The sequence below is a fragment of the Pseudomonas sp. LS2P72 genome (assembly GCF_054897865.1).
In genome coordinates, this window is sequence record NZ_CM142708.1 from 6,203,646 (window position 1) to 6,217,409 (window position 13,764).

The 13,764-nt window shown below is 60.1% G+C and carries 11 protein-coding genes; 5 read left to right on the forward strand and 6 right to left on the reverse strand.

What is annotated here, in order from left to right; genetic code table 11:
* Window positions 1-33: 33 nt before the first annotated feature.
* The 6 genes from ACYZUA_RS28495 to ACYZUA_RS28520 form a co-directional block, all read right to left on the reverse strand.
* Window positions 34-816 carry a DUF4123 domain-containing protein gene (locus ACYZUA_RS28495; protein WP_461961494.1) on the reverse strand — a complete coding sequence of 261 codons (783 nt, stop codon included), beginning with the start codon at window positions 814-816 and terminating at the stop codon, window positions 34-36.
* A complete protein-coding gene (locus ACYZUA_RS28500; RefSeq protein ID WP_461961495.1) occupies window positions 813-2,141 on the reverse strand; it encodes a contractile injection system protein, VgrG/Pvc8 family in 1,329 nt (442 codons plus the stop codon). Before ACYZUA_RS28500 ends, ACYZUA_RS28495 begins: the two co-directional genes overlap by 4 nt.
* Window positions 2,142-2,374: 233 nt before the next feature.
* The gene (gene speA / locus ACYZUA_RS28505; RefSeq protein WP_461961496.1) at window positions 2,375-4,288 is read right to left on the reverse strand and encodes an arginine decarboxylase; all 1,914 of its coding nucleotides are present in this window, start codon (window positions 4,286-4,288) and stop codon (window positions 2,375-2,377) included.
* Window positions 4,289-4,506: 218 nt separating this feature from the next.
* The gene (locus ACYZUA_RS28510) at window positions 4,507-4,878 is read right to left on the reverse strand and encodes a translation initiation factor Sui1 (protein ID WP_007907444.1); all 372 of its coding nucleotides are present in this window, start codon (window positions 4,876-4,878) and stop codon (window positions 4,507-4,509) included.
* Between the two features lie 292 nt (window positions 4,879-5,170).
* Complete coding sequence (locus ACYZUA_RS28515) at window positions 5,171-5,728, reverse strand: NUDIX hydrolase (protein WP_461961497.1); 558 nt, start codon at window positions 5,726-5,728, stop codon at window positions 5,171-5,173.
* 3 nt (window positions 5,729-5,731) lie between these two features.
* Window positions 5,732-6,799, reverse strand: a complete 1,068-nt coding sequence (locus ACYZUA_RS28520; RefSeq protein ID WP_074873450.1) for a DUF2333 family protein — start codon at window positions 6,797-6,799, stop codon at window positions 5,732-5,734.
* Window positions 6,800-7,086: 287 nt separating this feature from the next.
* Here ACYZUA_RS28520 and gcbA point away from each other — a divergent pair, with 287 nt between their 5' ends.
* The 5 genes from gcbA (at window position 7,087) to accB (ending at window position 13,751) form a co-directional block, all read left to right on the forward strand.
* On the forward strand, window positions 7,087-8,757 hold the full coding sequence (gene gcbA / locus ACYZUA_RS28525; RefSeq protein WP_461961498.1) for a diguanylate cyclase GcbA: 1,671 nt from the start codon (window positions 7,087-7,089) through the stop codon (window positions 8,755-8,757).
* Between the two features lie 955 nt (window positions 8,758-9,712).
* Complete coding sequence (locus tag ACYZUA_RS28530; protein ID WP_461964152.1) at window positions 9,713-10,756, forward strand: methyl-accepting chemotaxis protein; 1,044 nt, start codon at window positions 9,713-9,715, stop codon at window positions 10,754-10,756.
* A gap of 163 nt (window positions 10,757-10,919) precedes the next feature.
* A complete protein-coding gene (locus ACYZUA_RS28535; protein ID WP_461961499.1) occupies window positions 10,920-12,659 on the forward strand; it encodes a protein-disulfide reductase DsbD in 1,740 nt (579 codons plus the stop codon).
* 131 nt (window positions 12,660-12,790) lie between these two features.
* Window positions 12,791-13,243, forward strand: a complete 453-nt coding sequence (aroQ, locus tag ACYZUA_RS28540; protein WP_033059577.1) for a type II 3-dehydroquinate dehydratase — start codon at window positions 12,791-12,793, stop codon at window positions 13,241-13,243.
* A gap of 46 nt (window positions 13,244-13,289) precedes the next feature.
* Window positions 13,290-13,751 (forward strand): acetyl-CoA carboxylase biotin carboxyl carrier protein, encoded by a 462-nt coding sequence (gene accB / locus ACYZUA_RS28545; RefSeq protein WP_046044753.1) that lies wholly within the window; start codon window positions 13,290-13,292, stop codon window positions 13,749-13,751.
* Window positions 13,752-13,764: the final 13 nt, after the last annotated feature.

Here is a 13,764-nt window from a genome sequence, read left to right on the forward strand (position 1 = left end):
GCTGCTTTGAAGCGCAGCGGCAGATCACCGTGTTCAGGGTTGATCGTTCTGCCACCGGTTGCGCAGGCTATCAAGACGTTCCTGCTGGGTGAGTCCCGGCAATGCGTGCCCAGTCAAAGCGCCGGGATACTGCAAGCGTAGCCATAACCAGTCATCGAGTACCGCACGCTCGGTAAATTCCAGCGCCAACCCTTCCTGCACGTGGGACCACAGCGTGTTGTAGTCAGTCCCGGTGGACCGACTCCAGTGCCAGGCATGTTGCTCCAGCAGGCAGGTTTGCAGTTTTTCCTGCTGACGAGCACTGAGGTTTTCTTCAACCGCCAAAGGGCTGACGGCAAGCCCCGGATTGACCAACTGCTGCCAGCCCTGGCTGCCGATCGCGCGGTCAGCCCATGTCCCGCCGAACCAGCGCAAATGGCTGATAGGACCCAGCCAGCGACTCAGCTCCTGCGCATCGCAGGCATCGAACAAGTAACTGGCGGTGTGTGGGTTGTAGTAACTCAACAAGGCTCGGTGATGCACACCGACAGTGACCGTGAGCATGCGACGCAAATGCTCCAGCAACTGCGACGACGACGCTTCACTGGCGATCAGCAAGCCACGCCAGAGAGGCTCTTCCCCGTGGCACAACCCAGCCAGCGCCGGGCATGTCCGAAGGTCGATCAGGGCCGGACCGCGTTCACGCAACGCCTGCCACTCAGTGCCTTCGAACAACCAGAACCACCGGGCATGCGCAAACTGCTGTTGCAGCATCGCCCCCGCCTGTGGCGCACCCGGAACATCCAGCAATAGCCATTGCGGGGTCGCGACGATCATGCCGCACCGCTCCGGTCAAACCGCATTGCCGCCCGGCAGGTGCAGAGGGCTTGCGTGCAATGGTTGAAACTGCCGCCACCGGGCAGCAGACATAGCAACATCAATGGTTCGCTCGATTGCAGAAGCGCCAGCAAGCCCTCGACATCATCTGTCGCGGATGTGCGTGGCGGGCCGACCTCCTCAGCCTCTTCAACGGACGAAGGGACGTGAAGAAACCCGGTAATCAGCGGCTGATCCGGATCCCCCTCGATAAAGCTCACCACCACCTCGGCCCCCTCACTCAACTGCGTGACTGCCGCGTCGCCCAGTTCAGCGGCCAACGGCAGCCAACAGTGGCTGGGCGCCGCGCCCTCGCCCTGATAGAGCCAGTCAAATTGCACGGCAACCGGTCTGGACGGATCGGGGCACGACTCATCAATGTCGACCACCCAGGCCCGTTGCAGGCTGTGCATCCTGGGTTGCACTGCGCAATGAGGCGCTACAAAAGGCACCTGCCAGTGAATCGCGCGGATCTGGTTACTGTAGGGCACCGTTAAATCCTGGCTGCCCTGATGCTCCACATGGGTCAGCAGCCAGAGATGGTTCCAGTCGGCAATTGGATGGCCGGACAGCGGCATCAGCTGACCGCTTCGCAGCGTTGTCAGGTCCGTACGACCTTCGGCAATCTGCGCGGTGCGTTGCCCAGCACACCCCAAAAGCTTGAACTGACGCACGGCCGATTGCTCACTCTCGACCTGGAAGAACGCATTTTCGCCGAGGCGAAAATGCCCCTGCCCCTGACCGAAAACTACGCAATGCCCGCGCTCGCCGTGTTCGAAATGGTAGTGAAGCTGTTCCTGAGCACATAGACGCTGGATAAATTGCAGATCCGATTCCTGGTACTGCGTACAGAATTCACGGGCCGGGTAATCGCCACTCAGCTCAAAGCGCCGATTCTTGCCGGCAATACCGTGCTCCTTGAGCACCTGAGAGAGGATCTGCGGCACCGAACGCGCGCTGAAAATTCGCTGACTGAAGCGCAGGGAAAGGCACGCCAGCTTCGGCCGCAGACGAACGCGGCAGAGTCTGACTGCCGGGCCATGATCACGCTGAACGAGTTCATGCAATTGTCCGTGAAAGCCGTTTCCCGCAGGCCCGACATGCAAAAAGGCCGGACGGTACAGCAGGCTTGCAAGGTCGAGTGTCGGGTCATCGATCAGCAGATCCACGTCGAACACAAAAGGCTCGCTGATGGCTTCTGTACCGGTAAACGCCAAGACCTCAAAGGGGTCGGGCAGACCCTCTACATCCAGACGAAATGACGGCTCGTTGACTGGATCGAACATTGGCGATTCTCTACAGGAGGGGCGGCCGGGGATTCTCTCCGAGAGAGTTGGCCGAGTAGAGTGCCGAAGTACAACTTAGGAAATGACCTACGCGAAAAGAAGACCACATCGCTTGGATGGCCAGGAATGTAAGTCATTTCGCTTGAAATCAGGGAAGCATCCCACCAGGTCATCTGAAATTTCCGCTACGTGCGGAACATTTTCAGACAACCTGATGAGAACGGTGCCTTACCTCAAGAAGACAGGTAAGACGAACGGGTCAGGCCCAGACGCAGTGCGTCGAGGAACTGGGTGCGCTCGGCGGCGGTGATCCGGGCACTGGCGCATTTGTCGCGGTAGTGAGTCATCAACTCTTCCGGCGACAGATGCACGTAACGCAGCATGTCTTCGATGGTGTCGTGGGTTTCGATACCCGCGTGGTACACGCTACCGTCTGCATTCTGGTAGATGTTCACCGAGTCGGTGTCACCAAACAGGTTGTGCATGTCGCCGAGAATTTCCTGGTAGGCGCCGACCAGGAAGATACCCAGCAAGTAGTCTTCACCTTCGTTCAAACCGTGAACCGGCAGGCTGGTTTCGATGCTTTGCTCGTCGACGTATTGCTTGATCTTGCCGTCGGAATCGCAGGTCAGGTCTTGCAGCACCGCACGGCGCAGCGGCTCTTCGTCGAGACGATGCAACGGCAGGATCGGCAACACCTGGCCGATGGCCCAAGTGTCCGGCAGGCTCTGGAATACCGAGAAGTTGCAGATGTACTTGTCGGCCAGCTTGTCGTTGAGTTCGTCGAGCACCTGACGGTGCGAACGCTGACGCGCCTTCAACGAGTTGTGCAGGCGACGGCACACGGCGAAGTAGCATTGCTCGGCCAGGGCTTTCTCGGCCAGGGTCAGCTTGCCATCGGCGTACTGAGTCGCGATGTCGCTCATGTAGTGAGTGGCGCGCCAGTAGGTTTCGGTGACCATCTCGATGTCGGTCGGGCCCAGCAGGTCAACCAGCCACTGCACGGTTTCCGGCAGTTCTTCCTTGTTGTCGATCTGCGGCACGTCGTCGTTGTGCTTCTCGACGTCGGTCACTTGCACCACCAGCATCGCGTGGTGAGCGGTCAGGGAACGGCCGCTTTCGGAGAAGATGTTCGGGTGCGGCAGGTTCTGCGCGTCGCAGAACTCCTTGAGCATCCCGACCACGACACCGGCGTAATCGTCCATGTCGTAGTTGATCGAGCTGGCGTTACGCGAGTGCGTACCGTCGTAGTCCACGCCCAAACCGCCACCGACGTCGATGTGATCCACCGGCAGGCCGAGGTTGCGCAGTTCGCCGTAGTAACGAATCGCTTCCTTGAAGCCGTGCTGGTAGTCCGCCAGGTTGGCGATCTGCGAGCCCATGTGGAAGTGCAACAGGCGAATGCCCTGATCCAGGCCCGCCGCGCGGAAACGCTCGACCACCGACAGCAGTTGCGCCGCCGACAGACCGAACTTGGATTTTTCGCCACCGGTGTCGGCCCACTTGCTCGACGCCAGGGACGACAGACGCACGCGCAGGCCAACCTGAGGTTTGACCTTGAGCGAGGCGGCTTCTTCGATCACCAGCGCGACTTCGGATTCTTTCTCGATCACGATGAACACGTTGTGGCCGAGCTTCTGGCCCATCAGCGCCAGACGAATGAATTCGCGATCCTTGTAGCCGTTGCAGACGATGGTGCCGCCCTTCGGCGCCAGGGCCAGCACGGCCAGCAGCTCAGGCTTGGAGCCGGCTTCAAGACCAATGGACACGTCCTGGGTGGCGATGATGTTCTCGATCACCGCTTCTTGCTGGTTAACCTTGATCGGGTACAGCGCGGTGTACTTGCTCTGGTATTCCAGGCGCTCGATGTTGGCGTCGAACGCGCCGGTCAGCTGACGCACGCGGTCTTGCAGAATGTCAGGGAAACGCACCAGCAACGGCAAGGACAGGCCGCTTTTACGCAGCTGGTCGACTTGCTCGAACAGGTCGATAGGCGAACTGGTCGGACCGTTCGGACGAACTTCGACGCGACCGGCGTCATTGATCGCGAAGTACCCGGCCCCCCAATGGCGAATCCCGTAAACACTGCGGCTGTCCGCAACTGTCCATTGGCTGCCATCGTCTTTGCGTGTGCGTCGTACGGACATTGAAGTCCCCTATAAAGAAGTCATAGAGCGTCGCCTGGGTTCAGGCCGGCGCAGTCTAAAGAATGAAAATGACGGTTCGTCAACGAGGGGATAGACCTCGCTGACCGCAGTGAGTTTAGAAACCGGTCAGAACAGGCTCTGTGAAAACCATGTAGACGACGCCAGACCTGAATCGGATCAGGGCTGGATCAAGCCGAGGGTGGTTTTCACAGAGGCTGCTAGCCGCCGGACTTCTTCGCTTTGAAACCGTGTTTGATCAGTTCGGCCAAGAGTAGCTCGACATGATCGCCCTGGATTTCAATGATTCCGTCTTTCAACGCCCCACCGGTCCCGCAACGTTTCTTCAACGTGGTCGCCAGGTCCTTGAGTGCGTCTTCGGCCAACGGCACGCCGGTGATGGTGGTCACCGTCTTGCCGCCACGGCCCTTGCTTTCGCGACGCACGCGAGCGATGCCGTCGCCGGCCGGGATAACGGTCTGTTTGCAGATGCAGGCATCCACCGGTTGACTGCAATCCGGGCAATGACGACCTGCGTCGGTGGAAAATACCAGGCCACCAAGGGCGGCGAAGGATGCGGCTTTTTTGGCCACCGGCAATCCTCTTGGGAGGACAAAGACTGGTCGCGGCAACTTGGGCAAGTGCCATCGACCGCGAAGCCCCACTCAGGCAGGGGCAGCGCTACTGAAACGGTACAACCTTGCAGGAGCAGAGCTTGCTCGCGATGGACGTCAACGAAAACGCGAGCTGTCTGAATGTTCGCGTCGTCCTTGCGTTCTTCGCGAGCAAGCTCTGCTCCTACAAAAAGCAATGCCGGTTCAGTTTGAAAAGGTCGCGCAGTGTAACGGCAAAAAGCCGACTTGCTAAGAGCCAATCGGCGCCAATTTATGCCTCTTTTGCGACGTCCGCCCCACCGGCTCGAAGATAGCGCTTCAACGCGGCCAGAGAGTCCGGGCAATAAGGCTTTTGCTGGATTTCCAGCAGGACTTGATCAACGGGAATAAAGCGCGCTTCAAGGACTTCTTCGGGCTGCAGGATCAACGGGCCGTCCCACACCGCCGAAAACGCCGAACACCAGAGCCGATTACCGGGATCTTCGAAAAAAAAGTGATCATGGGCGGTCAGTTCCACGCCGCTCACGCCCAGCTCTTCTTCCAGCTCACGGGCAGCCGATTCGGCGTAGGTTTCGGTCGCCAGCACCATGCCCCCTGCCGCCACGTCCCAGAAACCTGGATAAATGGCTTTGCTCAGCGTGCGTCGATGCACGCAGAGTTCACCGGCGGAATTGAACAGCATGATGTAAGTGCCGCGCCCGATCAGCCCGCGTTCACGCAGGTCGGAGCGGACCAGGGTGCCGAGCAGGTTGTCCTGCTCGTCAACCCAGGCGATCTGTTCGGCATCCGAGGCCGCGCGGTGCGCGACCTCTCTGGCGCTATCGACCATGACTCAGCCCTGATTGAGCAATTGACGCAAATCGATCACTGCGGCATTGGCCCGGGAGATGTAGTTGGCCATGACCAGCGAGTGGTTGGCCAGCACCCCGAAGCCGCTGCCATTAAGGATCATAGGACTCCAGACCGGTTCCTGCGAGGCTTCCAGTTCACGAATGATCTGACGCACGCTGACCGTGGCGTTCTTCTTGGCCAGCACATCGGCGAAGTCGACTTCGATGGCGCGCAGCAGATGGGACAAGGCCCACGCCTGACCGCGAGCTTCGTAGAACACGTTGTCGATCTGCATCCACGGGGTTTCGACGATTTCTTCGTCAACCTGCGGCACCTGGCCCGGTGCGACGACTTCGGTTTTCAGCGCCGTGTTGAGTTTGACCCGGCCAACACTGGCCGACAGCCGTTGCGACAGCGAACCCAGACGAGTACCCACATCGCCCAGCCAGTTGTTCAGGTTGTCGGCACGGGCGTAGAACAGCGCGTTTTTCTGCGACGGATCGGACAGGCGCGCCTGATAACGGCTCAGGGAATTCATGCCTTCCTGATACTCGGACTCACTGGATGGCAGCACCCAGCTTTTGTTGTCGAAGTTGAAACGCGGCTCGGCCTTGGCCAGATCGGAGTCTTCGGCAGATTGCGACTGCGAACGAGCGAAGTCTTTACGCAAGGCACGCGTCAAGTCACGGACCTGGACCAGCACGCCATATTCCCAGCTCGGCGTGTTATCCATCCACAGGCCCGGCGGGAAACGGTCGTTGGAAATATAGCCACCCGGTTTGGTCAGCAAAGTACCGGCGACGGTCTTCAGGGTTTCGACCGTGGTGTAGCCGATGACCATTTGCTTGCCTTCTTTCTCGGCGGCCATCTGGGCATTCTGCTGAACCGGGAACAGCGCAGGTTCCTGGCTCCAGTACCAGCCCAACGCAATAGCCACCAGCAAATACAGGCCAATCAGAGTGGCCAGCGCCCGGCTGAACAACAGGCCACCCAAGTAACTACGGGTGGCCGATTTCGGTTCAGCGGCACGTTCAGGCGCGCTGCCCGCGCGGTTCTTCCAGTCCAGCATGGCGATATCCTTTCAATCACTTGAGTTCATCGGTTTCGACCACAACCCTATCTCATCGTGCCTCGTTTGCCGCGTATTAAATCCTGCGCAAACACTAGCCGCACAATGACCACGATCGACGGCCACTATAAATGAAGCACAGCTTCGATCCTATGCGACCAGTCGGTCAGGAACTGAATAAGGTCGCTTTGCAGTTAATTGACGTACGACACTCATGCAATCGAAAAGAGGTGCTAGCATAGAGCCACCAGTCGATCTCAGCATGCACCCTAACTAGTAGTCAGGATATGACCGAGCCAGAAGACCCCAGCCGTGAGCGCCTCAAGCACCACTTTGCCCAGCGGGTAATTCATCAGGCACGTCAAATTCTTGAGATATGGCAGCGCCTGCAACGCAGCGAGTGGTCCACCACCGACTTATCGGAACTGAGCGAGGCCAACCTGCGCCTGCTGCGTTTCGCCGAGCGCTTCGAACAACCCGAACACAGCCAACTGGCGCGCCACATCGGTCAGTCGCTGGAGGCCGTCGACGCCAATCGCGGACGCTTGAGCAGCGGACTGATCACTGACCTCAATCGTTTGATGCAGCGCCTGTCACGCACCGGCTTGCGCCATGGCGATCAGTTGGACCAGACCTTTCTGCCGCCGCTGCGCAAGCCGATCTACGTGATGCTGCAGGATCACGACCGCGCCGAGCGTCTGGCCAAGCAGCTGGAATTTTTCGGGCTCAGTGCGCAAGCCCTCGACAGCGTTGCGGCGTTCCGCTCTTCGATGATCGAGCGCTTGCCTGCGGCGATCGTCATGGACGTGGATTTCAGTGGTGCCGGCATCGGCCTGAAACTGGCTGCCGAAGCCCAGGAAGGCCTCGATCATCAATTGCCGCTGTTGTTCTTCAGCCTGCACGAAACCGACACCCCGACCCGTCTCGCCGCCGTGCGTGCCGGTGGCCAGGAGTTCCTGACCGGCACCCTCGAAGCCTCGAGTCTGCTGGAGAAAATCGAAGTCCTGACCTGCGTCGCCCAGTACGAACCTTATAAAGTGCTGATCATTGACGATTCCCGCGCCCAGGCCCTGCACACCGAGCGCCTGCTCAATAGCGCCGGGATCGTCACGCGGACTTTGATCGAGCCGATCCAGGCCATGGCCGAGCTCGCGGATTTCCAGCCAGACCTGATTATCCTCGACATGTACATGCCGGCCTGCACCGGCACTGAACTGGCCAAAGTGATCCGCCATAACGACCGTTATGTCAGCGTACCGATCATTTACCTGTCGGCCGAAGACGATCTGGACAAACAGCTCGACGCCATGAGCGAGGGCGGCGACGACTTCCTGACCAAACCGATCAAGCCCCGGCACCTGATCACCACCGTGCGCAACCGCGCGGCGCGGGCACGCAATCTGAAAGCGCGGATGGTCCGCGACAGCCTCACCGGGCTGTACAACCACACACACATTCTGCAATTGCTCGAAGACTGCAGCTTCCGCGCCCGCCGCGAGAACAAGCCGCTGAGCTTTGCGATGCTCGACATCGACCACTTCAAACGAGTCAACGACAGCCACGGCCACCCCATGGGCGATCGAGTGATCAAGAGCCTGGCGCTGTTCCTCAAGCAACGCTTGCGCAAGACCGACTTCATCGGCCGTTACGGCGGTGAAGAGTTCGCCATCGTGATGCCGGACACCGATCTCGAATCGGCCCACAAAGTGCTCGATGAAATCCGTCGACGCTTTGCCGAGATTCACTACCCGGCTCAACCGCAGGACCTCTGGTGCACGTTCAGCGCCGGGGTGGTGGAACTGTGTGAACACTCCGACAGCCTGATGATGGCTAGCCAGGCGGACGAAGCGCTGTACCGGGCGAAGAACGCCGGACGCAACCGCGTGCAGGCTGCGCGGACGTCAAAGCAAAGTGCCACTTTTTCATCGGAATCGACCCATTCGGTCATAACCCTGTAATACAAACGCAATAAATTCAGGCGCTTACCATTCTGCCGCTGGTAGACCCGCGATGCGCCTGAAGCTGCTGACCAATCTCAATACCCTCCTTTTAGTCGCCGTGTGCGTGGCCCTTGGCGCCACGCTTTGGTGGTCGCAAAAGGCCCTGGAACGCCCCTATCTGTTGATGGAGCGTTACCTGGGCTTGTCCCAGCAATTTCAAAATGAAGTCGCGCGCAACATCGACGACTACCTCGCCAGCGGCGATGCCCTGCGCCTGAGCAGTGCCAGCCAGGCCATCGACGGCGTGCAAAAGGAGCTCGGTGAGTTGCCGCCGGCCTTGGCCGACACCTTGCGCCCGAGCCTGTCGAACCTCGAAGAATTCAGCAAAACCGACCTGCTGGCGGCCGGTAAACTCGCGGGCGATCCGCAAGCGCTGCTGCTTCAGGCCGAACGCGAGCTCGGTGCCAGCCTAGATCAGCTCAGCCAATACGCCAGCGCTAACGCGGCGTATCTGACGCCATTGCTCGCCGCCTCCCAGCACTTGGGCAAGTTGTCTCTGGCCCGGGGCAAACTGGTCAGCAGCGGCCGCAGCGAATTGGCCGCCGATGTCGAGCGTGAAGTCGCCAACATCCGCACTCAGGCTGAGTTGCTGGGTGCGTTGCCGCTGCTCGGGGTAGCCAGCAGCAGCGAATCCGGCACCGATGATTTCGCCGCGATGATGGGCTTGGAGAACACCGAAAAAGCGGTTGCCGAAGATGCGGGTGTCGGCCTCAAGCGCGAACTCAACAGCCTCCTCACTCGCTACCCGGCCGAACTGGCGCGCACTCGGGAGCAGATCCAGAAACGCACCGACCTCAGCGCCGCCACTCACCTGAAAATCGCCGCCGTGCAGCAGGCCATTGCCGGGCTGGAGCCGGTGGTTCGCGCCCAGCACGGGCAGATCCAGGGCGAAGTGCGGCTGATGCAAGGCGTGATGATCGGCCTGATTCTGCTGATTGCGTTGCTGATCGACACCTTGCAACGGCAACTGGCCCGGACGCTGACCAACCTCGCCCCAGCCCTTTCGACCTGGGCCGAGGGCGACTTCAGCCAGGACATTCAACTGGGTAAAACCAATCGTGAACTGCATGACATTCAAGCGTCGCTCAATCGCTTGCGCGCCTATCTGGTCGACCTGGTCGGGACCATTCGCCTCAACGCAGAACAGGTCGCCGGCAGCAGCCGAACGCTGGCCGAGCTGAGCAATGACCTGCACAGCGGCGCCGAACATCAGGCCGGCGACACGGCGCTGATCCGTGATTCTCTCGGCGAGCTGGAAGCGACCATTCAACAGGTTGCCGGCGATGCCAGCCAGGCGGCCGACGCCAGCCGCCATGCCGGGCTGGCGGTGGAGCATGGCCAGAAAGTCATCGGTTTGAGCCTCACCGGGCTGCACGCGCTGGTCGGTGAAGTGCAAGGCAACGCGCAGATGATCGAACACTTGGCCGAGGAGTCGGCAACCATTGGCGGCGTGCTGACAGTCATCCGCTCGATTGCCGACCAGACCAACCTGCTGGCTCTGAACGCCGCCATCGAAGCGGCCCGTGCCGGGGAAATGGGTCGAGGGTTTGCGGTGGTGGCCGAAGAAGTTCGTTCACTGGCACAACGCACCGCTGGCGCCACAGCAGAGATCCAGACATTGATCGCCGGTTTGCAAACCGCGGCGCGACAATCGGTGGAAGGCATGCGCGCCCAGGTCGAACACGCCGAAGCCACTGCCAATCAGGCCCAGGCCGCCGACGGTGCGCTGGATAAAATCGTCGGCGCGATCCAGACCATTTCCGACACCGCCGTGCGCATCGCCGATGTCACCGCCCAGCAGAGCGGCGCCGTCAGCGAGATCCGCGATCACAGTGAGCGGATTCACCAATTGGGTGGGGATAACTTGCTGCGCATCGGCGAGGGACGCGTGCAGGGGGAGAATTTGTTGGTGCTGGGTGGGCGCTTGCATACAGCCGTCCAGGCTTTCCGAGTCTGAAAGATCGCCTTCGCGAGCAGGCTCGCTCCCACAGGGGTATGCATTCCATTGTCGGAGCGAGCCTGCTCGCGAAAGCGTCATTGCAATCACCACAAGACTCCCCGCCCTGCACACCCCGCGACTGTCCGCTATCATGCCCTCACTTTCGATACGCGAGATTGTCATGCGCCGTTTGCTCTGCCTGTTGTTTTTAGTGCTCGCCCTGCCGGCCACCGCCGCCGGTTTGCTGGACAGTCGGCCCAGTTCGACGTTGGGCTCGATCAACAACAGCGCCGACTTTCTGCCAGTACGCGAAGCCTTCCAACTGAGCCTGGTCGAAAGCACACCGCTATCGATCAAGCTGCGTTTCGTCGCCACCGAGGGCTACTACCTCTACCGGCACCGCTTTCAGTTTCGCGCCGATCCGGCCGATGCAGGCCTGGGCGCCGCGCAATTGCCCAAGGGCGAACAGAAACACGATGAGTATTTCGGTGATGTCGAGGTCTACCACGGCATTCTCGATATAGAGCTGCCGCGCACCGATCAACGCGCCTTCACCCTTGTGGTTACGTATCAGGGTTGCGCCGACAAAGGCTTGTGCTATCCCCCCGAAACCGAGCGCCTGAGTATTGATAGCAGCACTGGCGCGCCCCCGGCCTGGAGCTGGCGCGAACTGGCGCTGTTCTTCCTCGCAGGCGTAGGCCTGACGTTCACACCGTGCGTGCTGCCGATGCTGCCGATCCTGTCCGGCGTAGTGTTGCGCGGTCAGGTGGGCGGTTTTCGCGGCTTCAATCTGTCCCTCGCTTATGTCCTGCCAATGGCCATCTGCTTCGCCCTGCTCGGGGCATTGATGGGGATGTTCGGCGCACAGCTCAATCTTCAGGCGCGGCTGCAATCGGCGTGGGTGCTGGTGCCGTTCGCGATGTTTTTTGCGCTGTTTGCCTTGGCGATGTTTGGTGTCTTCGAACTCAAGTTGCCTCACGCTATCAGCAGTCGGCTGGATCGGATCGCCGGTCGCACCGAAGGCGGTTCGTTGTGGGGCGCCGCTGTGCTGGGCGTGGTTTCCAGCCTGCTGGTGTCGCCCTGCGTCTCGGCACCGCTGGCCGGCGCGCTGCTGTACATCAGCGCCAGCGGCGATGCAGTGGGCGGCGGCCTGAAATTGTTCATGCTCGGCCTGGGCATGGGCGCCCCGCTGTTGCTGGTCGCCACCGGTGGTGCCGCCTGGCTGCCGAAAAGCGGCCCCTGGCTGATCTATGTGAAAAACGCGATTGGCGTTTTGTTGCTGGGGTTGGCGATCGGCCTGCTCAGTCGAGTACTGCCGGGCCAGATCACGTTGCTGCTGATCGGCTTGCTGGCCGGTGGCGCCGGGTTGTTCATGGGTGCGCTGGAGTTCGTCTACAAACCGCCGAGAAAACGCCTGGCCCAATTGCTGGGGATGTTCCTGCTGTTTTATGCGCTGGCGTGTTGGTATGGAGCGTTCAGCGGCCAGACCGACCCGTTCAATCCGATTGGCCAGCCGCGCTCGGTTGCCGGCAACGAGCAACCGCGAAACACCAGCGCCTGGCAAACCATCAGCGCCCCGGCAGACCTGGACCGCGTCCTCGCCGAAGCCAAATCTTCAGGCACCCCGCTGCTGCTCGACTGGTACGCCGACTGGTGCATCAGTTGCAAAGTCATCGAACATAAAGTGCTCAACGACGCCACGGTCGTCGAACGCCTCAAAGGCTATCGACTGATCCGCTTCGACATCACCGCCAGCAACACCGAGCAACGCGCCCTGCTCGACCGCTACAAACTGTTCGGCCCGCCAGCGCTGATGCTTTTCGGCAAGGACGGCGTCGAACACGCCGATATGCGAGTGATCGGCGAGATCAACGCCACCGACTTCGCCGAACGTGTTGCGAAAGCAAATGACCGGATTTAATAACCCGGTCACATATTTCGCGCAAACATCGGCCATCGTGCTGGCTATTGCATAGAACTGGACAGTCACAAAGGCTTTGCGGCATAGTCGCCGGGTTCTGACAATTGCACACAGATAACAAGGAACAGCAGATGGCGACGCTACTGGTTCTGCACGGACCCAACCTGAACATGCTCGGCACCCGTGAACCGGGCACCTATGGCGCTACGACACTGGCGCAGATCAACCAGGACCTGGAACGCCGTGCCCGTGAAGCCGGCCACCATTTGCTGCACCTGCAAAGCAACGCCGAGTACGAGTTGATCGACCGTATCCACGCTGCCCGCAGCGAAGGTGTGGACTTCATTCTGATCAACCCAGCAGCTTTTACGCACACAAGTGTCGCATTACGTGACGCGCTGCTGGCGGTGAGCATCCCATTCATCGAAGTGCATTTGTCTAACGTGCACAAACGCGAACCTTTCCGCCATCACTCTTACTTCTCCGACGTAGCGGTGGGAGTGATCTGCGGCCTTGGCGCCAGCGGTTATCGACTGGCCCTGGAGGCTGCCCTAGAACAGCTTGAAAGACCGGCAACAGCTTGAACAACAAGCGTAACGCCCCTGACCGACCCTTGGGAGTTGATGATTCATGGATATCCGTAAAGTTAAGAAACTGATCGAACTGCTGGAAGAGTCCGGCATCGACGAGCTCGAGATCAAGGAAGGCGAAGAGTCCGTACGCATCAGCCGTCACAGCAAGACCCCGGCTCAGCAGTACTACGCACCGGCTCCAATGCATGCTCCGGCGCCTGCGCCTGTTGCTGCTGCCCCGGTTGCCGCTGCGGCTCCTGCTGCTCCGGCCGCGCCAGTTCTGAACGGCAACGTTGCCCGTTCGCCTATGGTCGGTACCTTCTATCGCAAGTCTTCGCCAGCCTCGCCGTCCTTCGTTGAAGTCGGCCAGACCGTGAAGAAAGGCGACACCCTGTGCATCGTCGAAGCCATGAAGATGATGAACCACATCGAAGCTGAATCCAGCGGTGTGATCGAATCTATCCTCGTCGAAGACGGCCAGCCGGTTGAGTACGACCAACCGCTGTTCACCATCGTTTGAACCGCGGAGAGAC